20 protein-coding genes are annotated in these 21,496 nt (G+C 69.3%); 10 read left to right on the top strand and 10 right to left on the bottom strand.

All coding sequences use genetic code 11. From position 1 onward, the window contains the following. Positions 1-406: 406 nt before the first annotated feature. The gene (locus ACWDOP_RS02225) at positions 407-595 is read right to left on the bottom strand and encodes a ferredoxin (RefSeq protein WP_456343512.1); all 189 of its coding nucleotides are present in this window, start codon (positions 593-595) and stop codon (positions 407-409) included. Further along, entirely contained in the window at positions 592-1,890 is a 1,299-nt protein-coding gene (locus ACWDOP_RS02220) for a cytochrome P450 (RefSeq protein ID WP_456343511.1), read from the bottom strand. The genes ACWDOP_RS02225 and ACWDOP_RS02220 overlap by 4 nt, the downstream gene beginning before the upstream one ends. Before the next feature lie 143 nt (positions 1,891-2,033). On the opposite strand from ACWDOP_RS02220, the gene ACWDOP_RS02215 reads away from it, so the two are divergent. Together ACWDOP_RS02215 and ACWDOP_RS02210 are read left to right on the top strand one after the other, a co-directional pair. After that, positions 2,034-3,188: an acyl-CoA dehydrogenase family protein gene (locus ACWDOP_RS02215; RefSeq protein ID WP_456343510.1), complete on the top strand. Its 1,155-nt coding sequence runs from the start codon at positions 2,034-2,036 to the stop codon at positions 3,186-3,188. A 34-nt stretch (positions 3,189-3,222) separates the two neighbouring features. After that, positions 3,223-4,455, top strand: a complete 1,233-nt coding sequence (locus ACWDOP_RS02210) for an acyl-CoA dehydrogenase family protein (RefSeq protein ID WP_456343509.1) — start codon at positions 3,223-3,225, stop codon at positions 4,453-4,455. Positions 4,456-4,467: 12 nt separating this feature from the next. Here the strand turns inward: ACWDOP_RS02210 and ACWDOP_RS02205 are convergent, their stop codons facing one another. The 5 genes from ACWDOP_RS02205 to ACWDOP_RS02185 all read right to left on the bottom strand — a co-directional run bounded on the left by ACWDOP_RS02205 (position 4,468) and on the right by ACWDOP_RS02185 (position 9,466). Then, entirely contained in the window at positions 4,468-5,064 is a 597-nt protein-coding gene (locus tag ACWDOP_RS02205; RefSeq protein ID WP_456343508.1) for a hypothetical protein, read from the bottom strand. Positions 5,065-5,356: 292 nt separating this feature from the next. After that, the gene (locus tag ACWDOP_RS02200) at positions 5,357-6,136 is read right to left on the bottom strand and encodes an enoyl-CoA hydratase/isomerase family protein (RefSeq protein WP_456343507.1); all 780 of its coding nucleotides are present in this window, start codon (positions 6,134-6,136) and stop codon (positions 5,357-5,359) included. Then, positions 6,136-7,404: an acetyl-CoA hydrolase/transferase family protein gene (locus ACWDOP_RS02195; RefSeq protein ID WP_456343506.1), complete on the bottom strand. Its 1,269-nt coding sequence runs from the start codon at positions 7,402-7,404 to the stop codon at positions 6,136-6,138. The genes ACWDOP_RS02200 and ACWDOP_RS02195 overlap by 1 nt, the downstream gene beginning before the upstream one ends. Next, positions 7,401-8,288 (bottom strand): HpcH/HpaI aldolase/citrate lyase family protein, encoded by an 888-nt coding sequence (locus ACWDOP_RS02190; RefSeq protein WP_456343505.1) that lies wholly within the window; start codon positions 8,286-8,288, stop codon positions 7,401-7,403. Before ACWDOP_RS02190 ends, ACWDOP_RS02195 begins: the two co-directional genes overlap by 4 nt. Beyond that, entirely contained in the window at positions 8,288-9,466 is a 1,179-nt protein-coding gene (locus ACWDOP_RS02185) for a CaiB/BaiF CoA transferase family protein (RefSeq protein ID WP_456343504.1), read from the bottom strand. Before ACWDOP_RS02185 ends, ACWDOP_RS02190 begins: the two co-directional genes overlap by 1 nt. A 104-nt stretch (positions 9,467-9,570) precedes the next feature. On the opposite strand from ACWDOP_RS02185, the gene ACWDOP_RS02180 reads away from it, so the two are divergent. The 7 genes from ACWDOP_RS02180 to ACWDOP_RS02150 all read left to right on the top strand — a co-directional run bounded on the left by ACWDOP_RS02180 (position 9,571) and on the right by ACWDOP_RS02150 (position 17,880). Further along, the gene (locus tag ACWDOP_RS02180) at positions 9,571-11,067 is read left to right on the top strand and encodes a class I adenylate-forming enzyme family protein (RefSeq protein WP_456343503.1); all 1,497 of its coding nucleotides are present in this window, start codon (positions 9,571-9,573) and stop codon (positions 11,065-11,067) included. Positions 11,068-11,070: 3 nt separating this feature from the next. After that, complete coding sequence (locus ACWDOP_RS02175; protein ID WP_456343502.1) at positions 11,071-11,853, top strand: SDR family NAD(P)-dependent oxidoreductase; 783 nt, start codon at positions 11,071-11,073, stop codon at positions 11,851-11,853. Positions 11,854-12,018: 165 nt separating this feature from the next. After that, positions 12,019-13,002, top strand: coding sequence for an acrylyl-CoA reductase (NADPH) (acuI, locus tag ACWDOP_RS02170; protein ID WP_456343501.1), 984 nt, complete (start codon positions 12,019-12,021; stop codon positions 13,000-13,002). A 12-nt stretch (positions 13,003-13,014) separates the two neighbouring features. After that, on the top strand, positions 13,015-14,277 hold the full coding sequence (locus tag ACWDOP_RS02165; RefSeq protein WP_456343500.1) for a MaoC family dehydratase: 1,263 nt from the start codon (positions 13,015-13,017) through the stop codon (positions 14,275-14,277). Positions 14,278-14,291: 14 nt separating this feature from the next. Beyond that, complete coding sequence (locus ACWDOP_RS02160; RefSeq protein WP_456343499.1) at positions 14,292-16,007, top strand: class I adenylate-forming enzyme family protein; 1,716 nt, start codon at positions 14,292-14,294, stop codon at positions 16,005-16,007. A 242-nt stretch (positions 16,008-16,249) separates the two neighbouring features. Beyond that, on the top strand, positions 16,250-16,642 hold the full coding sequence (locus tag ACWDOP_RS02155) for a YciI family protein (RefSeq protein ID WP_456343498.1): 393 nt from the start codon (positions 16,250-16,252) through the stop codon (positions 16,640-16,642). Continuing rightward, entirely contained in the window at positions 16,639-17,880 is a 1,242-nt protein-coding gene (locus ACWDOP_RS02150; protein WP_456343497.1) for an RNA polymerase sigma factor, read from the top strand. The genes ACWDOP_RS02155 and ACWDOP_RS02150 overlap by 4 nt, the downstream gene beginning before the upstream one ends. Positions 17,881-18,641: 761 nt before the next feature. On the opposite strand, the gene ACWDOP_RS02145 is transcribed toward ACWDOP_RS02150, so the two are convergent. From ACWDOP_RS02145 to ACWDOP_RS02135, 3 genes are all read right to left on the bottom strand, one after another. Then, positions 18,642-18,914, bottom strand: a complete 273-nt coding sequence (locus ACWDOP_RS02145; RefSeq protein ID WP_456343496.1) for a hypothetical protein — start codon at positions 18,912-18,914, stop codon at positions 18,642-18,644. Beyond that, positions 18,902-19,213: a hypothetical protein gene (locus ACWDOP_RS02140; RefSeq protein ID WP_456343495.1), complete on the bottom strand. Its 312-nt coding sequence runs from the start codon at positions 19,211-19,213 to the stop codon at positions 18,902-18,904. Before ACWDOP_RS02140 ends, ACWDOP_RS02145 begins: the two co-directional genes overlap by 13 nt. A gap of 425 nt (positions 19,214-19,638) precedes the next feature. Further along, on the bottom strand, positions 19,639-20,283 hold the full coding sequence (locus tag ACWDOP_RS02135; protein WP_456343494.1) for a TetR family transcriptional regulator: 645 nt from the start codon (positions 20,281-20,283) through the stop codon (positions 19,639-19,641). Between the two features lie 118 nt (positions 20,284-20,401). Between ACWDOP_RS02135 and ACWDOP_RS02130 the strand changes: the two genes are divergently transcribed. Next, a complete protein-coding gene (locus ACWDOP_RS02130) occupies positions 20,402-21,313 on the top strand; it encodes an oxygenase MpaB family protein (protein WP_456343493.1) in 912 nt (303 codons plus the stop codon). The last annotated feature ends 183 nt before the right edge of the window (positions 21,314-21,496 follow it).

Raw genomic sequence — 21,496 nt, 5'->3', positions numbered from 1 at the left:
CTGAACGTCACTGTGGCCCGGAGACCCCGTGTGGGGGTCTCCGGGCCACAGGTTTCAGCAGCCGGTCGTGCCGGCCGAGCTGAGATCAGGAGGTGCGGGTTCGGCGGTGGCAGACGAATCCGAGCAGCTCGGATTCGGCTGCAACGGGCTCGATTTCGCATCGTGCGCACACCGTTTCAGCCGGGTGCGCGCATCGGTTCGGCAACGCCGGATCATGGGGCGAGCAGCCGCGTCCGAAAGCGCCACACGTGGAGCCGGTCCGCGTGCCGGCAAGAGCGAATTCGGGTCCATCGAGCCGCGTCTGCGGGGTCAACCCGGGAACTCGCCCGCACGGCGGCCGACGGTGTTCTCCATGTCGCAGAGGGGGTCGACGTGGAGACCGTGCCGCCGCGCGGGCGATCCCGGGCTACTGGGTCTCGATCGCGTGTTCCGGGCAGGCGGCGATGGCCTCGCTCACCTCGCCCTCGAGGTCCGGGGGGACATCGGGATTCGAGACCTCGGCGTAGCCCCACTCGGTGAGGGTGAAGACCTCGGGGCAGATCGAGACGCAGACGCCGAAGCCTCGGCAGCGGTCGGCGTCGACGGTGACCTTCATCGGGCGTTCTCCTTGCTGTCGAATTCCAGGTGCAGGTGGGTGAGCCCGCGCAGGATGAAGGTCGGCAGGTACCGGAAGTCGCGGGCGTCGGCCGGGCCGTGCACGGACTCGTCGATCCGAATGTCGGTGGTGCGGTCCAGCAGTCGCTCGATCGCGACACGCGCCTCGGTCCGGGCGAGCGGGGCGCCCGGGCAGGTGTGCACGCCCCGGCCGAACGCCAGATGCGAGCGCGCGTTCGAGCGCGCGGGATCGAACGTGGTCGGGTCGTCGAAGCGGCGCGGGTCGCGATTGGCCGCGCCGTTGACCACCATCAGCACATCGCCCTGCGCCACCTGCACGCCGCCGACCTCGGAGGTCGTCTTGGCCAGGCGGAAGTCGCCCTTGACCGGGCTCTCCATCCGCAGCGACTCCTCGATGAAGTTCTGGATCCGGCTGCGATCCGCGCGCAGGTACGCCTGGATCTCCGGGTTCTCGGCGATGGTCCGGAACGCCGAACTCAGCAGGCGCACGGTGGTTTCCTGGCCGGCCGAGAACAGATTGGCCGCCACCCGCACGACGTCGAGTACCTCCGGCACCCGCCCGTCCGGGAAGGTGGCCGCGGCCATGCTGGTGAGCACGTCGTCGCGCGGCTCCCGGCGGCGGTCCTCGATATAGGTCGAGAACCGTTCGTAGAGAAACTCGATCGGGTTGTGCGACATGTTCTCGCCGTCGGTGCTGCCGACGCTCGAGCCCTCCCGGTGCGGGCCGCGCTGCAGCGCCTGCAGGAACTCCTCCTGGTCGGCGGGCGGCACCCCGAGCAGGTCGGCGATCACGTACAGCGTGAAGGGGCCGGCGAAGTCGCGGATGGAGTCACCGCGCCCGTTGGCCAGGTAGGTGTCGAGCATGCGGTCGGCGATCGACCACATGGCTTCCTCGTTCTCCTTCAAGCGTTTCGGGGTGATCAGCCGCATGAGCAGCGCCCGATGGTCGGTGTGCACCGGCGGGTCGAGCGTCGGCAGCTGATCGCTCATCGGCAGTGAGTCCCGATGCTCGGCGATCAGCGCGTCGACGTCCTCGGCGTCCGCCAGCGGCACCGGGAAGCCGGGGAAGGGCCCGGTCACCGCGATGCAGGAGGAGAACCGCCCGACATCGTTGTAGACCTCGAGCGCTTCCTCGTAGCCGGTCACCATCATCACCTTCTGATGCTTCTCCCGCAGTACCGGACACTGCGCGCGCAGTGCGTCGAAGTACGGGTACGGATCGGCGATCAATTCCTGCCCGAGGAAGAAGTCCAGATCCTGGAGGTTGTCCACCACTCGACGGTCCCTTCGATATCCGGCCCGCACGCTGCGCGACAGCCGAATTCGGCCGGTTCACTTCCATGATTGAGAATATGACTCTCATCTGTGAGTATGAGATTTCCATAATGGGTGCCGCGCGTCAACAGAAGGGACCGCCCATGACTCCCGACCTCACCGCCGACCAGCGGCTTTTCCACTCCACGGCGCGAGAATTCCTGGCCGAGACCATGACCGTGGAGCAGGTTCGCGCGCACGGCGATAGCGGCAGCGGCTTCGACCGCGAGTGGTGGCGGCGCGCGGCCGAACTGGGCTGGACCGCGATGCTGGTGGCGCCGGAGCTGGGCGGCGGCTCGATATCCGGGCGCCCGCTCACCGAGCTCGCTCTCGTGGCCACCGAACTCGGACGCGCTTGCGCGCCGGGACCTTTCGTCACGACGAACGCCGTACTCGCCGGATTGTCCACCGCTCCGGCGCGATTCGGCGAGGTCGTCGCCTCGATCCTGGCCGGGGACACGATCGCGACCTGGGCGGTCTACGAACCGAGCCACGGCTTCGACACCCTGTCCGCGGACACCGTCGGCAGCCCCCGCCCGGAGGTGTGCGCCGAACACGTGGACGGCGGCTACCGGCTCAACGGGGTCAAGGACCGGGTGGAGGCCGGCGATCAGGCCGATCTGTTCCTGGTCACCGCCGACAGCCCGGACGGGCTCATCCAGATTCTCGTTCCCGCCGAAATGCCCGGCGTGACAGTCACTTCCGCGTGGACCCTCGACCTCACCCGGCGCACCGCGCAGGTCTCGTTCGCCGACGTCACGGTGAACGAGGAAGCCGTGACGCATCTCGGGTCCGCGGCGAGCGCGGCGGTGCGCGCGCAATGGCAGACCGCGGCGACCCTGACCGCCGCCGAATCGGTCGGCGCCACCGACCGCGCCCTGACCGCGACCCAGACCTGGCTGGCCGACCGGTACACCTTCGGCCGCCCGCTCGCGTCCTACCAGGCGCTCAAACATCGCATGGCGGACAACAAGACCTGGCTCGAGGCCTGCCGCGCCACGGCCACGGCCGCTGCGGCCGCGCGCGACGCGAACCCCGAGACCGCGGCCGAGTTCGTCAGCGTCGCGAAATCCTATGTGGGCGCGAAGTCCCCGGTGATCGTCCAGGACTGCGTCCAGCTGCACGGCGGCATCGGGGTCACCTGGGAACACGATCTGCACCTGTACCTGCGCCGGGTCGTGCTGGGCCGCGCGCTGTACGGCACCCCCGAGGAACACCGCCGCCACATCACCGACCTGCTCGAGCGCGACGCCGCCTGAGGGGCGTACCGAGATCGTTGGGAGAAACACCGTCATGAGCACCGACTCCGAATCCGTCGATTCCTTCCGCGAACGGGCCCGCGCCTGGCTGCGCGAGAACCTGCCGCCGGCTCCCCCGCCCGAGGCCAAGGAGGACTACAGCGAGGCGGCCTGGGAGCAGGCCCGCCAGCTCCAGCGCGCGCTGCACGACGCCGGTTTCGCGGGGATCGGATTCCCGGCCGCGTACGGCGGACTGGGGCTGACCGCCGCCCACCAGCGCGCCTTCACCGAGGAGTCACTGCCCTACGCGATGCCGCTGCTGCTCAATGTCCCGAGCCTGGCCATCTGCGCCGCGGCCCTGCTGGATCTGGGCACCGAGGAACAGAAGCGCACGCACCTGCCCGCGGTGCTGCGCGGGGATACCGTTCTCGCGCAGTTCCTGTCCGAACCGAACGGCGGCTCGGATCTGGCGGGCCTGACCACGCGCGCCGATCTCGACGGCGAACGGTGGCTGCTCAACGGCTCCAAGATCTGGAGCTCGGGCGCGTACGCCGCCGACTACGGCCTGTGCCTGGCCCGCACCAATTGGGACGTGCCCAAACACCGCGGGCTGACGATGTTCCTGGTGCCGGTGCGCGCGGCCGGGGTGACCGTGCAGCGCATCAAGCAGGTGACCGGCTCGACCGAGTTCTGCCAGGAGTTCTTCGACGACGTCGAGCTCGGCGCGGACGCGGTGCTGGGACAGGTGGACGGCGGCTGGGATGCCGCCTCCCGGTTGCTGTTCCACGAGCGGGCCGCGCTCGGCGGCACCTCGCCCTACACCAGCGGCGCGCGTCCGCATCTGGGCGGCGAAGCCTCCGTGCTGCTCGAATTGGCGCGGGCCACCGGGCAACTCGACGACTTCCGGGTCCGGGAGGACATCGGTGAGGCGCGGGCGATGAACGTGGTGCGCGATCAGCTCATCGACCACGTCGGGCACGCGATCGGCACCGGGGCGCTCCCGCCCGCGGCGGGAGCGCTGGCCCGGCTGTTCACCGCCGAGAACGCCTGGCTGCAGAACGATCTGGCGGTGCGGATCGCGGGCGCGGCGGTGGCCACCCACGGCCCCGGCGACGCGGCCGACACCGAACGCGTCGCCACCGACTATCTCTTCCGCGCCGCGTGGAGTCTGGCCGGCGGCAGTACCGAGATGGCGCGCAACGTGATCGGCGAACGGGTCCTGGGCATGCCGCGCGAGTTCGCCGCCGACCGGGACGTGCCGTTCAACGAGGTGCGGCGCGGCCGCTGAGGACCGCCGGGGCTATCCCGTGCGCCCGATGTCGGCGCGCGGGAACTCCAGCACCGGCCAGGCGGCGATCCGGAAGACCTCCTCCTGCTCGGCCGAGCCCGCCGGCACGGCGGCGGCCGCACAGGCGCGGGCCTTGAAAGCCTTTGCCGCCGAACTCAATCGGTGATTCACCGAGCCCATACGGCGGCTCAGCTCGTCGGGCACGACCTCTCCCCAGAGCATGACGTCCGAGCGACCGGAATCCACGGTACCCATGACGATCGAGGCCACCCGCGGGTCGGCGGCGAACAGCGCGGTGTCCAGGACCAGCAGGTGCGGCCACTGGTCGTACGCGCCCCAGGCCAGGCATTCGTCCAGGTGCAGGACGTTCGCGCCCAGGATCTGCAGGGGGCGGGGGTCGCCGTGTTCGGAGACCACCACGGTCACATCCCATCCGGCGTGCACGCGATCGAAGAGCCAGCCGCCGGCGAAACGCACGACCTCGGCGGGATTTCGCGCACCCACGGCCACCTTGTACCTCAGTTCGTGCTGGCGGGCATGCGCGAACGACGCAGCGACGGCGTCGAGGTCTTCAGGCGTGTCCAGGGTGTCGAGGTATCGAGCAGTCATGAATGTCCATCCCGTTGACGAGTAGAACCTGACCCGACGGATGGTCTACCGCGGCGAAATTCCGTGGTGCCGCGCGTCGCCATCGCAGATCGGCGCCGGACGTCACATCGAACTCGGACACGGAAGATCTCCTCGCGGAATTCGGGCCAGGGCTGTTAGCACCGTGTTCCACACATGGTCGGAAACCGAACAACCGCTCGGTTCCACGTGCTGTGAGATAGTTAACACGCGCTTTCCCGATAGGTCAACAGTGGAGCTAACTGTTGTTCCGGCGGAAAGATCCGGAGCGGGTTCATCGACCCTGCCATCGCGGAATTCGCTTCTGCGCGAAAGCTTTCGGACCTTCTTGCGCGTCGGCGCTCTCATAGCAGCTCACCGCCGCGAACCGGGCGGCCTGCAGCGCGGCGGACCGTCCCATTTCGGTCGCGAGCATCACTGTATCCCTGGCGGCCCGTACCGAGTGGGGAGATCCGGCAAGAATCTCGGTGGCCAGTTCGATCGCCGCGGGCAGGAGCGCCTCGGGGTCGGCGATCCGATTGATCAGGCCGATCTCGTACGCGCGCGCGGCGTCGATGGGTTTGCCCGTCAACAGGATCTCCATCATCACCCGCTGCGGAATCATGTGGATCAGCGGCGCCGCCCACGGCGAACTGCGGCCCACCTTGACCTCGGTCACCGCGAATCGCGCGGTGCTGGCGGCCACGCACAGATCGCAGGATTGCGCGAGCATCCAGCCGCCCGCGTACGCGACGCCGTTGACCGCGGCGATCGTTGGTTTCGACAATTCGACGGTGTCGTAGGGCACGGGAAACATCTCACGCGGCGGCACGGTCATGGCGGTATCCACCATTTCCTTGAGATCCCCGCCCGCGCAGAACGCCTGCGTCCCCGCACCGGTCAGAATGGCGATCCGCAGCGCCGGGTCGTGCTCGAACCGATCCCAGGCCGCGAACAGGCCCGCCCGCACGTCTTTCGACAGGCAATTACGGGTCTCGGGCCGATTCAGGGTGATGATGGCGATGCCGTCCGCGCGGGCCTCGAAAAGCACCGCGTCACTCGTTGTTTCGTCCATCAGTACCCTCTTCGCTCGATATCGTGTGCGGTGCGCGCCAGCTGCTCGCGAAAATCCGGATGCGCGATCTCGATCAGGCGGCGGGCGCGTTCGGCCAGCGTGCGCCCGCGCAGTTCGGCCGCGCCGAATTCGGTGACGATGACATCGACGTCGGTGCGCGCGGTGGTGACCGGGCCCGACAGGGCGGCGGTGATCCGGCTCAGCGTGCCGCCCTTGGCGGTCGCGGGCAGGGCGATGAGCGCGTGCCCGCCGGGGGAACGTGCTCCCGCGCGCACGAAGTCGACCTGTCCCCCGGTGCCGCCCAGGTACGACTCGCCGCTCTGTTCGGCGTTCACCTGGCCGGTGAGATCGACCTCGAGCGCGGAGTTGAGCGTCACCAGGTTGTCGAGCCGGCCCAGCACCGCGGGGTCGTGCGTGTAGGCGGCCGGGCGCAGGCGCAGGGCCCGGTTGCGATCGGCGAATCGATACAGGCGTTCGGTGCCGATGAGGGCCCCGGTGATCGAGACGCCGGTGTCGATGTTCTTGCGCGCGTTGGTGATAACCCCGGCCTCGACCAGGTCCACCAGCCCGTCGCCGATCATGCCGGAATGCACCCCGAGGTCGGTGCGGTCGCCGAGCAGTCCCAGTAGCGCGTCCGGCACCGCGCCGATGCCGACCTGCAGTACCGCGCCGTCACCGATGTAGGGCGCGGCGTGCGCGGCGATCGCGGTGTCCACCGGGCCGGGGACGCCGGCCGGAACCTGGACGGGCGGCCGCGAAACCGGTACCAGGTAGTCGATTTCGGAGACGTGCAGCGTCTCGCCGAAGGTGTACGGCACCTGATCGTTGACCTCGGCCACCACGGTGCGCGCCGCACCGACGGCCGCGCGCACGTGATCGGCGATGAGCCCGAGGCTGTGCCTGCCCTCGCCGTCGGCCGGGCTCACCTGGACGAACGCCACGTCGCATCCGAGGGTTCGGTCCTCGATCATCGGCCCGATACGGCTCACGTGGCACGGGATCACCCGCAGCCGGTGAGCGCGCGCCGCGGTGCGCAGCGCGCCTATCGCCCCCATGCTCGACAGGGTGAAGGCGCCGGACTCCCCCGTCAGCAGCCCCGAGAAGCTGGTCGCGATGAAAAGCGAGAGCTCACCGACCTTTTCGCCCTGTTCGAGCAGAGCCTCCAGCAGGGTGCTCGGCTCGCCGCAGGCCTGCCCGGCCACGATGCGGTCGCCGCGGCGCAGTATCCGCGTCAGATCCAGGTCGCCGGGCGGGCAGATGACGGTCACGCGCGTCCGCCCGCGGCCAGCAGCGCCTGCGCCCGGGCCAGGTACGGCCGGTCCAGCATCGCCCCGTTGTGGCCGATCGCGCCGACTCCCGGGTTGGCGGCGAACAGGTCCACGATCTCCCGGGCCTGCGCCAATTCCGCCGCGGTGGGCGTGAATCCGGCGTTGATGATCTCGACCTGGTCCGGGTGGATGGCGAGCATGCCGCGATAGCCGTCGCGGCGCACCTTCGCCACCCGATCCCGCAGGCCGTCCAGGTCGCGGAAGTCCCCGTGGATGGTGTCGACCGCGCTCACCCCGGCGGCGGCCGCGCCGAGCAGGCACAGGCTGCGCGCGAGCTCGTAGGTGAAGTCGTAGCCACCGCTGGGCCGGGTGTTCGAGGCCGCCCCGACCGCGTCCGCGAGATCCTCCGCGCCCCAGGTCATCGCGCTCAGCCGCGGGAGCCCGCCGTAGGTTCCGGTGGTGAACATGCCCTCGGCGGTCTCGGTGCACAGCACGATGATCTCGGTGCTGCCCGGTGCGATGCCGTGGGCCGCCTCGAACGCGGACAGGTAGTGGTCAACGATCACGGCGTCGGCGCCGCCGCGGGTCTTGGGCACCATGATGCCGCCGGGTCGCGCGGGCATGACCGCGGCGAGGTCGGCGAGGGTGTGCGGTCCGTCCAGGGGGTTGACCCGCACCCACAGCCGACCGCGGTCGGCATCGGGATGTCCGGCGATGAACTCCGCGGTGCCTTGGCGGGCAGCGGGTTTGGCGCTCTCGGCGACGGCGTCCTCGAGGTCGATGAGCACGATGTCGGCCGGGCCCGCCGCGGCTTTGGTCATCTTGCGTTCGCTGTCGCCGGGGGCGAACAGCCACGATCGCGCGTGGCGGCCGCTGTGGGTCATTACGTCTCCAGATGGTCGATGAGTTCGCCGCCGGGCGTGGCGGGGCCGAACTCGTGCACGATCTCGTCGGTGTCGGCGCCGAGTCGGGGCGCCGGCCCGGCGACCCCGCCGGGTGTGCGGGAGAACCACGTTGGTGGTCCGGGGAAACGCACCTTCCCGTAAGGGGTGTCCACGGTTTCGAAGAAGCCCGAGGCGGTCAGGTGCTCGTTGTCGAACAGTTCGTCGAGGGTGCGCACGGGCGCGGCGGGAATGTCCAGGGCGCGCAGCAGTTCCAGCCACTCGGCCGTGGTCCGCTCCAGGAAAGTGTCGCTGAGCAGGGCGTAGACGGTATCGATCCGAGCCGCTCGCTGCGCGAGGGTGGCGTACTGCGGCCCCGCCCACGCCGGTCGCACGGCCGTCACGAACGCGTTCCACTGCTTGTCGTTGTAGACCAGCGCCGAGAGGTGGCCGTCCTTGGTGCGGTACGGCTTTCGCTCGGGGGTCACGGCGCGGGGGTAGCCGGCTGCGGCGAGCGGCGGGTCGAACATGGCGCCGTTGGCGTGTTCGACGAGCATGAACGCGGCCATGGTCTCGAACATGGGCACCTCGACCTCCTGGCCCTCGCCGGTGCGCTCGCGATGGAACAGCGCCATCATCGTGGCGTACACCGCGGTCAGCCCGGCGATCTTGTCGGCGATGATGCTGCCGACGTAACCCGTTGTGCCGGTGAGCTTTTCCTGCACGAACGGCAGGCCGCACTCGGCCTGGATGGTGTCGTCGTAGGCGGTGCGATCGGCGTCGGGACCGCGCCGGCCGTAGCCGTAGCAGTTCGTGTAGACGATGGCGGGATTGAGCGCTGCGACCGCGGTGTAGTCGAATCCGAGCCGGGCGATCGCCCCGGCGCGCATGGAGTGGATGAACACGTCGGCCTCGGCGATCAGGCCGCGCAGGGTGGCGCACCCGTCCTCGGTCCGCAGGTCCAGTACCGCACTGCGTTTGCCCCGGTTGACGTTCACGAACACCCCGCCGAGGCCCGGTTCGGGCCCGATCGAAATCCGGCGGGTGTCGTCGCCGCCCGGCGGCTCGATCTTGATGACGTCCGCGCCCATGTCGGCGAGGATCTGGGTGCAGTACGGGCCCATGACCATGGCGGTCAGATCCACGATTCGCACGCCGGTCAAAGGACCCCTGTGTCGCATCGGCATGCCTTTCGGCCGGTTCCGGCTCATGAAATCACCCCGCTGATCAGCGTTCGCGAGCCTATCTGATGAATCTTTGCAAGGATAGTGCTATCAAAGAGGTCGTGGACAGTTTCACCATTGCCGGAGTGCTGGATTCGGCCCTCGCCTCGCGCCCCGAGGCCCCAGCGATCGTGGCCGCGTCCGGTGCGTGGACGTACGCCGAACTCGACGAACACGCCCGCCGGGCCGCCGGGGCCCTGTGGTCGCTGGGCGTTCGGCCCGGCGATCGGGTCGCCGCGTGCCTGCCCAACGACCTCGACATCGTCGCGGCTTTCCATGGCGCGCAACGGATCGGCGCGATCTGGCTGGGCATCGGCGAGGCGCTGAGCGAGTCCGAGCAGCGTGGGCTGCACGACCAGTGCGAGCCGTCGGTGGTGCTGGCGAGCCCCCGCTGCCTGCTGAGCACCGCCGGTCGTGTCGATCCCGACCGCTGGGCTCGGCTGCTCGACGCGGCGGACGCGCCGCCGGAGATCGAGCACGATATCGACGCACCGGCCGGAATCGGTTTCACCAGCGGCACTTCCGGGCGGCCCAAGGCGGTCGTGCACAGTCAGCGCAATCTGCTGCTGCCCGGTGCGGTGCTGGTCGCCAACCGGAGCTGGGGGCCCGAACTGCGCAAGGGCGACAGCTTCCCGCTGACCATCCTCAACATGATGGTGCTGTCCACGCTGCTGACCGCGCAGGCCCACGGCTGTTCGATCATCATGAACCGCCGCGATGTCGACGGTGTCGCGGACTGGATTCGCGAGCATCGGGTGACGGTGTGGAACGGCGCGCCCGCGCAGCTCTACGACCTGGCCCGCCGCCCCGGCGCGGATCTGAGCTCGCTGCACGAGGTGTGGAGCGGCGGCAGCGATACCCCCGACCAGGTGCGCAGGGATTTCGCCGCCGCGCACGGCATTTCGGTGCGGGCTACCTACGGGCTGTCCGAGGCGCCGACGGTGGTGGCCATCGACCCGCCGGGAACGGAGTGGCGGCCGGGGACGAGCGGGCGGGTGCTGCCGCAGTACGAGGTCGCCGCCTACGACGACTCCGGCCGCCAGCTCCCACCCGGCGAGCTGGGCGAATTGCGCTTGAACGCGGCCGAATCCGGCGCGTGGGCCCGGGACTGGCGGCCACTGCTGGGGTATTGGGAGGCGGGGCGGGTGCGTCCGATCGAACCCGGCTCGTTCCCCACCGGCGATATCGGGACCGTGGACGAGGCGGGCTGGCTGCGGGTGCTGGACCGCAAGAAGATGGTCATCATCCGCGGCGGCGCGAACGTCTATCCCCTGGAGGTGGAGCGGGTCCTGGCCACCCACCCGGACGTCACCAAGGCGGCGGTCTGCGCGGTGCCGGACGAACGACTCGGGCACCGGGTCGCTGCGGTCATCGAAAGCGCTTCGGAGACAGTGGATATGGAGTCACTTGCCGCCCTGTGCCGACGCGAGCTGGCGGGCTACAAGGTGCCCGAGATCTGGCGAGTGGTACCAGCGCTCCCGGTCAACGCCATGGGCAAGATCGAACGCACCCGACTCACCGAGTTGGTGACCGAGACCCCGGCTGTCACGGAGGGCTGAGCCATGACCGATCCGACTCCGATACCGCCCGCCCTGCGCCTGTTCGACCTGGCCGGGCGGGTCGCCATCGTGACCGGCGCGTCCTCGGGGCTCGGCGCCGAAGTGGCCCGCACGCTCACGGGTCTGGGTGCGCGCGTGGCGCTGGTCGCGCGGCGCAAGGACCGGCTCGCCGACCTGGCGGCCGAACTGGACGGGGTGGCCGTCGCGGCGGATCTCGCCGTCTCGACCGAGGTGGACGCGGTGGTCCCGGCCGTGCTCGGCGCCCTCGGCCCGCCGGAGATCCTGATCAACGCTGCGGGGAACCTCTTCACCACCGAGCGCGCGGAGGACGAGTCCCTCGCGGACATCCATCGCACCCTGGACTTGAATCTCGTCGCGCCGCTGCGCCTCTCGCAGGCGGTGTTCCCGCACATGCGAACCGTGGGGCGCGGGGCGATCGTGCACGTGTCCTCGATCAGCGGCCGGGTCGGCGTGCCCGGCATCCCGCAGGCGTCCTACGCCGCGAGCAAGGCCGGACTGTCGGGCCTGACCGCCGAATTGGCGGTGCAGTGGGCGCGGCATTCGATCCGGGTGAACACCGTGGCGCCCGGGTTCTTCCGCAGCGAGATCACCGACAGCCTCTACGACAGCGAGCGCGGGGCGGCGTACCTGCGGCGCAATATCCCGCTGCCCGCCGAAGGCACCGCCCAGGATCTCGTCGGCGCGATCGCCTGGCTCGCCGGTGATGCCGCGCGCTATGTGACCGGGCAGACGATCGTCGTGGACGGCGGCTGGACAGCGCACTGAGTACGACTGTCCCCCAAGCTTTTTCAACTCTTTCTACCCATTCCGACCACAATCTGTTGACAGCGTCACAGGTGCGTGGAAACATCCGTTCCAATATTGGAGAATGCTATTCTCCGATTGTGCACGCGTCGGCTCGCGCTCCGGGCCGGAAAGGAATCGCTCCGAATGTTCTCGGCAATCCTCATCGAGAAGGGCGACGCGGGCCCGAAGGTCGCGCTGACCGAACTGGACGACACCGCGCTCCCCGCGGGTGACGTCACCGTGACCGTGGACTACTCCACGCTCAATTACAAAGACGCCCTGGCCATTACCGGAAAGTCGCCGGTCGTGCGCAAGTTCCCCATGGTCCCGGGCATCGACCTGGCGGGTGTGGTCACTGCGAGCGAGCACGCGGACTGGTCCGTCGGCGACGCCGTCGTACTCAACGGCTGGGGTGTCGGCGAAACCCACTGGGGCGGACTCGCCCAGCAGGCCAGGCTGAACGGCGACTGGCTGGTGCCGCGCCCGGCCGAATTCACCTCCCGCCAGGCGATGGCTATCGGCACCGCCGGATACACCGCGAGCCTGTGCGTGGACGCGCTCCTCGCGCACGGCATCACTCCCGATCAGGGCGAGGTGCTGGTGACCGGTGCGACCGGCGGCGTCGGCAGCGTCGCCATCGCCCTGCTGACCAAGGCGGGATACGGCGTGGCCGCCGCGACCGGAAAGCCCGGCGAGGCCGCGTATCTGAAGGGCCTGGGCGCGAGCACGATCATCGACCGGGCCGAGCTGACCGCGCCCGGCAAGCCGCTGCAGAAGGAGCGCTGGGCGGGCGTGGTGGACACGCTCGGCAGCCACGCGCTGGTCAACGCCGCGGCCCAGACCCGCTACGGCGGCGCGGTCGCCGCGTGCGGTCTGGCCCAGGGCATGGACCTGCCGGGCTCGGTCGCGCCGCTCATTCTGCGCGGGGTCGCGCTGCTCGGCGTGGACAGCGTCATGGCGCCCAAGCAGCGCCGCCTCGACGCCTGGGCGCGACTGGCCCGCGACCTGGACGCCGGCGCGATCGACGCCATCGCCCGGGACATCACCCTCGGCGCGGCCATCGAGGCCGCGGGCACCCTGATCGACGGGACCGTGCGCGGTCGCCTGGTCGTCGACGTCAACGGCTGAACAGGAGCGGCGATGAGCGAGAAAGCGACCGCGACGAAGAAGGCCGCGGCGGCCAAGAAGAACGGTGCGGCGAAGAAGGCCGCGAGCGCGAAGACCGTGGAATCCGCGGTGACCCTGGACCTTTCCGATGTCGACCATCGGGTCGGTAAGCCGGTCGGCGGCGGGCAGCTGTGGGATCCGTGCAGCTCCTCCGACATCCGGCGCTGGGTGATGGCGATGGATTACGCCAATCCCCTGCACTGGGACGAGGAGTACGCCCGCGAGACGCGGTTCGGCGGGATCGTGGCGCCCCAATCGATCGCCGTCGCACTCGATTACGGGCACGGCGCCCAGCCCGCCTGCGTCGGGCGGATCCCCGGCAGTCACCTGATCTTCGGCGGCGAGGAGTGGTGGTTCTACGGCTGCCCGATCCGGCCCGGCGACAAGCTGTTGCAGGAACGGCGTTTTCACGACTACAAGATCGTGGAGTCGAAGTTCGCCGGTCCCACCATGCTCTCGCGCGGTGACACCGTGCACACCAATCAGCACGGGGTGCTGGTGGCGCGCGAACGATCCACGGCCGTGCGGTATCTGGCCGAGGAGGCGCGCAAGCGCGGCTTCTACAACAACCAGTACGGCGAGCTGAAGAAGTGGACCACCGCCGAACTGCTCGAGGTCGAGCAGCTGCGGCACGACTGGCTGATGTCCAATCGCGCCGGTGTCTCACCGCATTTCGACGAGGTGAAGGTCGGCGATACGCTGCCGCGCCGGGTGATCGGGCCGCACAGCATCGCCTCGTTCACCACCGAGTACCGCGCCTTCCTGTTCAACATCTGGGGCACCTTCCACTGGACCGCGCCCGCCGGGGTGGCCGATCCGTGGATCAACCAGGATCCGGGCTGGACCGAGGGCTTCGGGTTCGACGAGGAGGGCGCGCGGATCGACCCGCGTAAACGCGACGGCCTGTACGTCGGGCCCTCGCGCGGGCACATCGACGGTGACAAGGCCGACGAGGTCGGCATGGCGCGCGCCTACGGCTACGGCGCGACCATGGGCGCGTGGTGCACCGACTACCTCTCCTACTGGGCCGGGCACGACGGCATGGTGCGGCACACCAAGGCCGATTTCCGGCTGCCCGCTTTCGAAGGCGATGTGACCTACTTCGACGCCGAGGTCATCGGCAAGGAACCGGCTTCGGTCTGGGGCGTGCCGCTGGTGCAGGTCCGGGTCCGGCTCACCAATCAGGACAACGGGGTGCTGGTGGACTGCACCGCCGAGGTCGAACTGCCGTACTGATCGAACGGATCGCCATGAGCACCCAGACCCATGATGTGACCACCCGGCCGGCCATCGCGACGGGACCGCCCCTGTCCGAGGAACCGGGTCTGGGCGCGCTGACGCTGCCCGGATTTCTCGACGAGGTGGCCGAGAAGTACGGCGACCGTGAGGCTTTGGTCTTCCGGTCCGCCGGAGAGGTGACGCGCTGGACCTACACCGACCTGCGCGAGCGCGCCCTCATGGTCGCCCGAGCGTTGCGCTCGTGCGGGGTCGGCAAGGACAGCCGGGTCGGGGTGCTCATGACCAACCGGCCCGAGTGGCTGGCCGCGGTCTTCGGGATCGGGATGGCGGGCGGGGTGGCGGTCACGCTGAGCACCTTCTCCACGCCGGCCGAGCTGGATCATCTGCTCCGGGTGTCCGGGGTGTCGGTGCTGCTGTTCGAGCGGTCGGTGGCCAAACGGGATTTCGCCACGGTGCTGACCGACCTCGAACCCGCGATCGGCTTCTCGACGCCGGGCGGGCTGCGCTCGGCGAAATATCCCTTTCTGCGCCATCTTTCGATGATCGGTGAGCCGGTCCGGGGCGGTGTCATCGAGGGCTGGGCCGGGTTCCTGGCGCGCGGCTGGTCCGAACCTGCCGAACTGGTCGAGGCGACGGCCGCCGCGGTGACGCCGAGCGACACCGCGGTGGTCTTCTTCTCCTCGGGCACCACCAGCAAGCCGAAAGGCATCCGCAGCGCGCATCGCGGTGTGGCCGTGCAGATGTGGCGCTTCCGCCGCATGTACGGCTTCGGCCCGGACGACGCGGTGCGCTGCTGGACGGCCAACGGGTTCTTCTGGTCCGGCAACTTCGGCATGGCGCTGGGCGCGACCCTGGCCGCGGGCGGGTCCCTGGTCCTGCAACCGACTTTCGACGCGGAGGAGGCGCTCGAGCTGATGCAGTCCGAGCGCGTGAACTTCCCCGTGGCCTGGCCCCACCAGTGGGCTCAGCTCGAATCGGCCCCCACCTGGTCCACCACGGACCTGAGCGCCCTGCGCTTCGTGGACCGCTCGCTGCCCGCGGCCACCCATCCCACGGTCACCACGACCTACACCGAACCCGGCCACGCCTACGGCAGCACCGAAACCTTCACGATCACAACGTGTTTCCCCGCGAACACCCCCGAGGACGTGATCGCTGGCAGCAGCGGCGAGCCCCTCCCCGGCGTGACCGTGAAGATCGTGAACCCGCTGACCGGCGAGCTCCTCCCCCGCGGCGAGAGCGGCGAGATAGGCATCAAGGGCCCGACCCTGATGCTCGGCTACCTCGGCACTCCCCTGGACGAGACCCTCGACGCCGAAGGTTTCTTCCGCACCGGTGACGGCGGCTACCTGGACGAGTCCGGCCGCCTGCACTGGGAGGGCCGCCTGACCGACATCATCAAGACCGGCGGCGCGAACGTCTCTCCCCTGGAGATAGACGAGGCCCTGACCACCCACCCCGAGGTGAAAGTAGCCCGCACGGTGGGCATTCCACACGAAACCCTCGGCGAGATCGTCGTCGCCTGCGTGGTCCCCCACGCCGGCCACACCCCCGACCCCGAAACCCTCCGCACGTTCCTCCGTGAACACCTGGCCAGCTACAAGGTCCCCCGCGAGGTCCTGTTCTTCGCCGACACCGACTTCGAATTAACTGGCAGCGCCAAGATCAAGACCGCCGACCTCCGGGAGCTGGCGGCCGCCCGCCTGCGCCCCGATCCGGCGGTCTAGCCCGAGCAGATCGGTGGGCGCACCGGCACCGCTGACGGATGGTGCTCGTACAGCAGAGCAAGGTCTGCCTGGGCACCCTTCCGACAGGCATGTCACGGTCATCAATCCGGCCGCGCCTCCGTGGCCGGCTCAGAGCAGGTTCGCGATTCCCGACACCCCGATGTCGACATCCGGGTGTCGGCTCCGACGTTTCAGGTGAGGATGGGTCGGTCGGGCGCATCCGCGATGGCGAAGGAGCCGTGATGAAGTACGTGATCCTGATTCACTCCAACCCGCAGCCGTGGGGTCATCCGACGAGCGACTTCCTGCCCGAGTACCGGGAGATGTCGCAGGCGGACCGGGACCGAGTGAACTCCGATTTCGAGAAGCTGCTCGGCGAGATGCAGGAGAAGGGCGAGCTGGTGACGGGCGAGGCGCTCGGGGCGCCCGAATCGTCGCGGCTGTACCGGTGGAGCGACGGCAAGCCGCTGGTGACCGACGGACCGTATTCGGAGTCCAAGGAGCATCTGGCGGGACTGTTCCTGATCGACGTCGAGAACCATGCGCGCGCGGAGGAGATCGCCGCGCAGTTCGCCGGCCCCGGCGAGACGGTCGAGTTGCGGCCCGCGATGTGGCCGGGTGGCGACGACCAGTGAGTGACCGGGTGGTGCAGGACGTGTGGCGGCGTGAGTCGCCGCACGTCCTGGCCGCTCTGCTGCGCAGGCACGGCGACTTCGGCGACTGCGAGGACGCGGCCCAGGAAGCGGCGGAGGCGGCAACGATCCAGTGGGATCGAGACGGGGTTCCCGCGGATCCGCGCGGCTGGCTCATCACCGTCGCGTCGCGCCGCCTGATCGACCGGATGCGGGCCGACCGCGCCCGGGCGGGACGGGAGGAAGCGGTCGCCGTCGCACAGCCGAGTGACGCGCACACCTCGCCCGCGGCGGACCAGCCGGCCACCGACGATGACGACATGCTGCGCATGCTCGTGCTGTGCTGCCACCCGAGCCTGAGCCGCCCCTCGCAGGTGGCCCTGACCCTGCACGCCGTGTGCGGCCTGGGCACCGCCGAGATCGCCGCGGCCTACCTCGTTCCGCCGCGCACCATGACCCAGCGCCTGACCCGTGCACGCTCCACCCTGCGCTCGACCGGCGCGGTGTTCGAGCTGCCGAACCGAACCGAACTGCCCGATCGCGTCGCCGCGGTCCTCGATGTGTGCCATCTGCTGTTCACCGAGGGCCACACCCGCTCCACCGGTGGCGCCCTGACGGATTGGTCGCTGACCGAGGAGGCGATCCGGCTCACCCGCCAATTGCATTGCGCGATACCCGATCACGACGAGGTGTCCGGGGCGCTGGCCCTGATGCTGCTCACCCACGCTCGCGCGGCGACCCGGACCGTCGACGGCGACCTCGTGCCGCTCGCCGAACAGGACCGGTCGCGGTGGGACCGCGCCCTGATCGCGGAAGGTGTCGGCATCCTGGAACGGGTACTGCCGCGCGGCCACGTCGGCCGGTTCCAGTTGCAAGCGGCGATCGCCGCGGTGCACGCCGAGTCCCCCACCTGGGAAGACACGGACTGGCCCCAGATCAGCATCCTCTACGCGATGCTCGACCGCGTGGCCCCCGGCCCCATGGTGACCCTGAACCGCGCTGTCGCCGTAGGCATGGCGTTCGGGCCCCAACAAGGCCTGGACCTCCTCGCACCCCTGCTCGACAACCCGTCGATGCGCCGCCACCACCGCACCCACGCGGTCCGCGCCCACCTCCTCGAGATGCTGGGCAACGGTCCCGCCGCGATCGACAGCTATTGCAGGGCAGCACAACTGGCGACGAGCGTTCCCGAACAGCGCTACCTGAACGGTCGCGTACGCCGCCTCACCGCCGAGCCCTGAACGACCCCGGTCTGACGTGTCCCCGACCAGCGGGAAGTCGCCGGACCCTGGAGTACATCCCACCAAAGCGGGTGTTTGCTCAATGGTTCCGGACAGCTGAAGATCAGCGTGAGGTCTCGGAATACTCACAGTTCAGAGCAGTTTTCTCGGAGAAATTCCGGGTAACGAGCACGTTTGCCGACTCGATTGGCCTCATACATGGTTTTCAACGTAAGGAGTTCGACATGAGTACGTGTACACGATGGATCGGCGCGGTGGTGGTTGCGGCTGCGGTATGTATCGGCGGCGGGTCCGTGGCCTCCGCCCAGTCCCTTGGACTCTCCGGCGGCCTGGGGTGCTCGGGCCCGAACTGCGGGTTGAGCGGCAGTCTCGGGGGCTCCGCAGGGGGCGGTGCCGGTGTCGGTGGCAGCCTGGGGGCTCCGCAGGGGGCGGTGCCGGTGTCGGTGGCAGCCTGGGCTGCTCTGGCCCGAACTGCGGGTTGAGTGGTGGTGCTGTCGTGGGCGGCGGTGGCGGTGCCGGTGCCGGAATCGGTGGTGCCCTCGGGTGCACCGGCCCGAAGTGCGGGTTCAGCGGCAATCTCGGGGGAGCTATCCGATAGTGGCCGGCCATCCCGCACAGCCGTGCGAGACCTTGCATGAGTTCGACCGCCGTGCGCGCCGGGCAGATTGGCGGCGCGCGCGGCCGAACTCCACGACCGGATCGACGCGGCCCTGGAAATCATCGGCACCGAAGCGCTCCGTAGCCAGGCGAAAGCTCTTGGTTCACAGCGTGAAACGCTCGCCCTTCGTCGCCCACAACACGCGCCCCCGGTGAGTCAGCCGCCAGCCGCCGTCTGTGCAGTCCTCGACCAACCCGCGCGCCCGCAACCGAGTCACGATGCGGCACACCGATTCCGGGCTCAGATAGAGACCGGGTCCCCGTTCGGGTGCGGCAACCATGGCGGCCAGGCTGTCGACGGACGCGGCGGTGCCTGCCGCGTTCACCGCGCCCAACACCGCGTAGTCGAGCAGCGCCAAGGGCGTCACGCTGGGCATCCGTGCCTCCCACCGAAATACCGGGCATAGGTCCGGCGAGGCGCGACCGTTTCCACGTCGCAGCAGTGCATCAACCGGTCGAGGGTCAACTCGTCCAGATGCGCACTCGACGGCACGATCACCGCGTCCACGTCGGCCCCACGCACCGTCTCGACCAAGCCGAGGACGCAGTACCCCGGCACCCAGATCAACTGATACCCGAGCCGGCGCGCGAGTCTGCGACACTGTGCCTCATCCCAGCCGACGGCGGCCGTCACATCGTCGTTCACATACCCCAGGGCTGTCGGCTCCCGTCTCATGTCTCACGACCTTCCGCAATCGCGCCACCGGAGTTACTCGGACGAAACGGTCGTATCCGTCCGGCAGCGACCCTGAATCAAGGGTCCCGAAACCGAGTCTCCTATCCCAGCCATGACGGGTGTACAGAAGGAATACGCTTCGGACACATACCATTACGGCCACGAGGCAGAGTGGCGGTGATCGTGCGCCGGTGGACCATTCACAGCGTTCGGCGCCGGACGGGGGATCGGCCGTTGCGGCGCGGCGACCGCCCGGCCGCCGGGGGAACGCGCGAGGTCCAGAGGAAATCGGTGAGGGTGTGACGGAAGACTTCCGACTTCACCCTGGCGGGCTGATACTGACGTTCTCGACGCTCGAAATCGCTGGCGCGAGTTGGGCGAACCTGTCGCATTCACACTCGGTGCGGTGCGAATCAGCGTGTCCCTCAGTGCGTGGTTCCCGCGAGAAGCAGTCCGGTGATCAGCTCGGTGAGGTGGTCGCGATCGGCCTCGAACTCCCCGCGCATCCACGCGGCGACGAGTTCGAGATTTCCGCTGACCAGGGTGTAGGCGATCATGTCGACGTCGCGGGCCGCGCGCTGCGACGTCGGGTGGATCTCGCGGGTCACCGCGGCCATCGCGCCGGCGATCGCGTGCTGGGTGGTCAGGCGCGCGGACTGGAGCACCTCCGCGGTATTCGCGTTGAGCAGCAACGCATTCCGTCGCGGATCCGCGGCGAGAAAGCTCAGGGCGGCGTCGGCCGCCGCACGCACCTGCTGATGGAGATCGGGTGCGGCCGAGCGGGTCGCGGCCACCACGCTGTCGATGCCCTGCGCGGTCAGATCTTCCGCCAGGGCCGCGAGCAACGCGTCGCGATCGGCGAAGAGTTCGTAGAAGTAGCGGTCGTTGAGATGGGCGCGCGCACACACCGCCCGTTTGGTGACACCGGCCGCGCCTTCCTCGGCGAGCAGATCCAGGGCGGCATCGAGGAGGGCGGTGCGCCGCTGGGCCCGTCGTTCGTCGGCGGCCACACCCCCGTAGCTGCGGGTCGGCGTGCTGACGCCGGACTTGTCGTCCATGGTCTTGACCATTCTCCCATTCTGGTGCACTCTGACACCAGATAGTTTGGTGCCACGCGGCACCAGAATAGTTGAGTTCGCGCCCGCCGTGTCGGCGCGGTTCCGAACGCTGGAACAAAGGAGTTCTCAGGTGACCTGTCCAGTCCCCCACGACCGGGCCACTCCGCCGCGTCGAGCCGACGAATCCGCCGCCGCCGTGGCACGCTTCGAGCGGGTCACCGGGTCCGTGTTCCTCGGATTGTTCGCCGTGGGACTGTTCGATCAGACGATGCTGCCGAGCGTGTCGGCGGCACTGGAGACCACCGGCCGTGTCCGGGATCAGCCGTGGGGCCGGGCGATTCGCACGGCCGCGGCGGACCAGCTGTTCATGCTCGGCGACGACGTCGACCGCCTCGCCGAGGCGCGGCGACTGCTGTGGCTGCACCGCGATGTCAAAGGCGCCGGCCCGCACGGTGAGCGGTACTCCGCGCTGCATCCGCAGTCGTGGAACTGGGTTCTGTACTCGACGTTCTTCATGCAGCGCGGGGCCTATCTCGCCCTCACCGGCGACGACCCGTCACCCGCCGAGAACCAGGCGATCTGGGACCACTTTCGCAACAGGTCACAGCTACTGGAGCTGCCCGGCCGCTCCCGACTGATCGAGGACTACGACCAACTCGTCGCCCACTACGACCGGATGGTCGCCGACGAACTGCGCGTGACACCCCTGCTCGAATCCGCCACCACCGCGATCCGGCGCGCGCCGCGTCCGGACTTCCTGCCCGCGGCGGCGGCACCGCTGTGGCACCTGATCTCCCCCGCGATCGGCCACGTCGTGCTACTGCTCGGCTGCGGAATCATGCATCCCGGCGTGCGCGCCCGGATGCCCATGCCCTGGACGCCGCACCGCGATCGCGAATTCCAAGCGCTGACAACACTTCTCCGCACCGCCTTCCACGGGTTGCCGACCCGGGTCACCGATACTCCACTGGCCCGGAACCGCCGCCAGTACAACCGCCTCGTCGCCCGGTACCGAGCCCGCGGCCTCGAGTCGTTCGCCTAGACGAGCGGCACCGGTTGTCCTACCAGCCGCGCCGACATAGCCACCTGGTACCGAGTGATCGTGTCCCGGAAGGCCGGTCCGGATATCGACGATCCAAGACACCCCGAGCATGCCGCGTATCACGTTGATCTGATCGGCCCAACGCGAGGACCTCGGGATCTTGCAGCGCCGGCCCGGTTCGGC

This window comes from Nocardia sp. NPDC003693, assembly GCF_053981095.1.
The sequence above is the reverse complement of the archived record's forward strand: the minus strand, read 5'-3'. Positions and strand labels throughout refer to the sequence as shown.

Bases quoted from the DNA above. Each gene is read 5' to 3' on its own strand.
- ACWDOP_RS02215 (WP_456343510.1), top strand. From the start codon at position 2,034: ATGACTCCCGACCTCACCGCCGACCAGCGGCTTTTCCACTCCACGGCG.
- ACWDOP_RS02175 (WP_456343502.1), top strand. From the start codon at position 11,071: ATGACCGATCCGACTCCGATACCGCCCGCCCTGCGCCTGTTCGACCTG.
- ACWDOP_RS02210 (WP_456343509.1), top strand. From the start codon at position 3,223: ATGAGCACCGACTCCGAATCCGTCGATTCCTTCCGCGAACGGGCCCGC.
- ACWDOP_RS02205 (WP_456343508.1), bottom strand. From the start codon at position 5,064: ATGACTGCTCGATACCTCGACACCCTGGACACGCCTGAAGACCTCGAC.
- ACWDOP_RS02145 (WP_456343496.1), bottom strand. From the start codon at position 18,914: ATGCCCAGCGTGACGCCCTTGGCGCTGCTCGACTACGCGGTGTTGGGC.
- ACWDOP_RS02185 (WP_456343504.1), bottom strand. From the start codon at position 9,466: ATGCGACACAGGGGTCCTTTGACCGGCGTGCGAATCGTGGATCTGACC.
- ACWDOP_RS02135 (WP_456343494.1), bottom strand. From the start codon at position 20,283: ATGGTCAAGACCATGGACGACAAGTCCGGCGTCAGCACGCCGACCCGC.
- ACWDOP_RS02140 (WP_456343495.1), bottom strand. From the start codon at position 19,213: ATGAGACGGGAGCCGACAGCCCTGGGGTATGTGAACGACGATGTGACG.
- ACWDOP_RS02225 (WP_456343512.1), bottom strand. From the start codon at position 595: ATGAAGGTCACCGTCGACGCCGACCGCTGCCGAGGCTTCGGCGTCTGC.
- ACWDOP_RS02160 (WP_456343499.1), top strand. From the start codon at position 14,292: ATGAGCACCCAGACCCATGATGTGACCACCCGGCCGGCCATCGCGACG.
- ACWDOP_RS02165 (WP_456343500.1), top strand. From the start codon at position 13,015: ATGAGCGAGAAAGCGACCGCGACGAAGAAGGCCGCGGCGGCCAAGAAG.
- acuI (WP_456343501.1), top strand. From the start codon at position 12,019: ATGTTCTCGGCAATCCTCATCGAGAAGGGCGACGCGGGCCCGAAGGTC.
- ACWDOP_RS02155 (WP_456343498.1), top strand. From the start codon at position 16,250: ATGAAGTACGTGATCCTGATTCACTCCAACCCGCAGCCGTGGGGTCAT.
- ACWDOP_RS02200 (WP_456343507.1), bottom strand. From the start codon at position 6,136: ATGGACGAAACAACGAGTGACGCGGTGCTTTTCGAGGCCCGCGCGGAC.
- ACWDOP_RS02190 (WP_456343505.1), bottom strand. From the start codon at position 8,288: ATGACCCACAGCGGCCGCCACGCGCGATCGTGGCTGTTCGCCCCCGGC.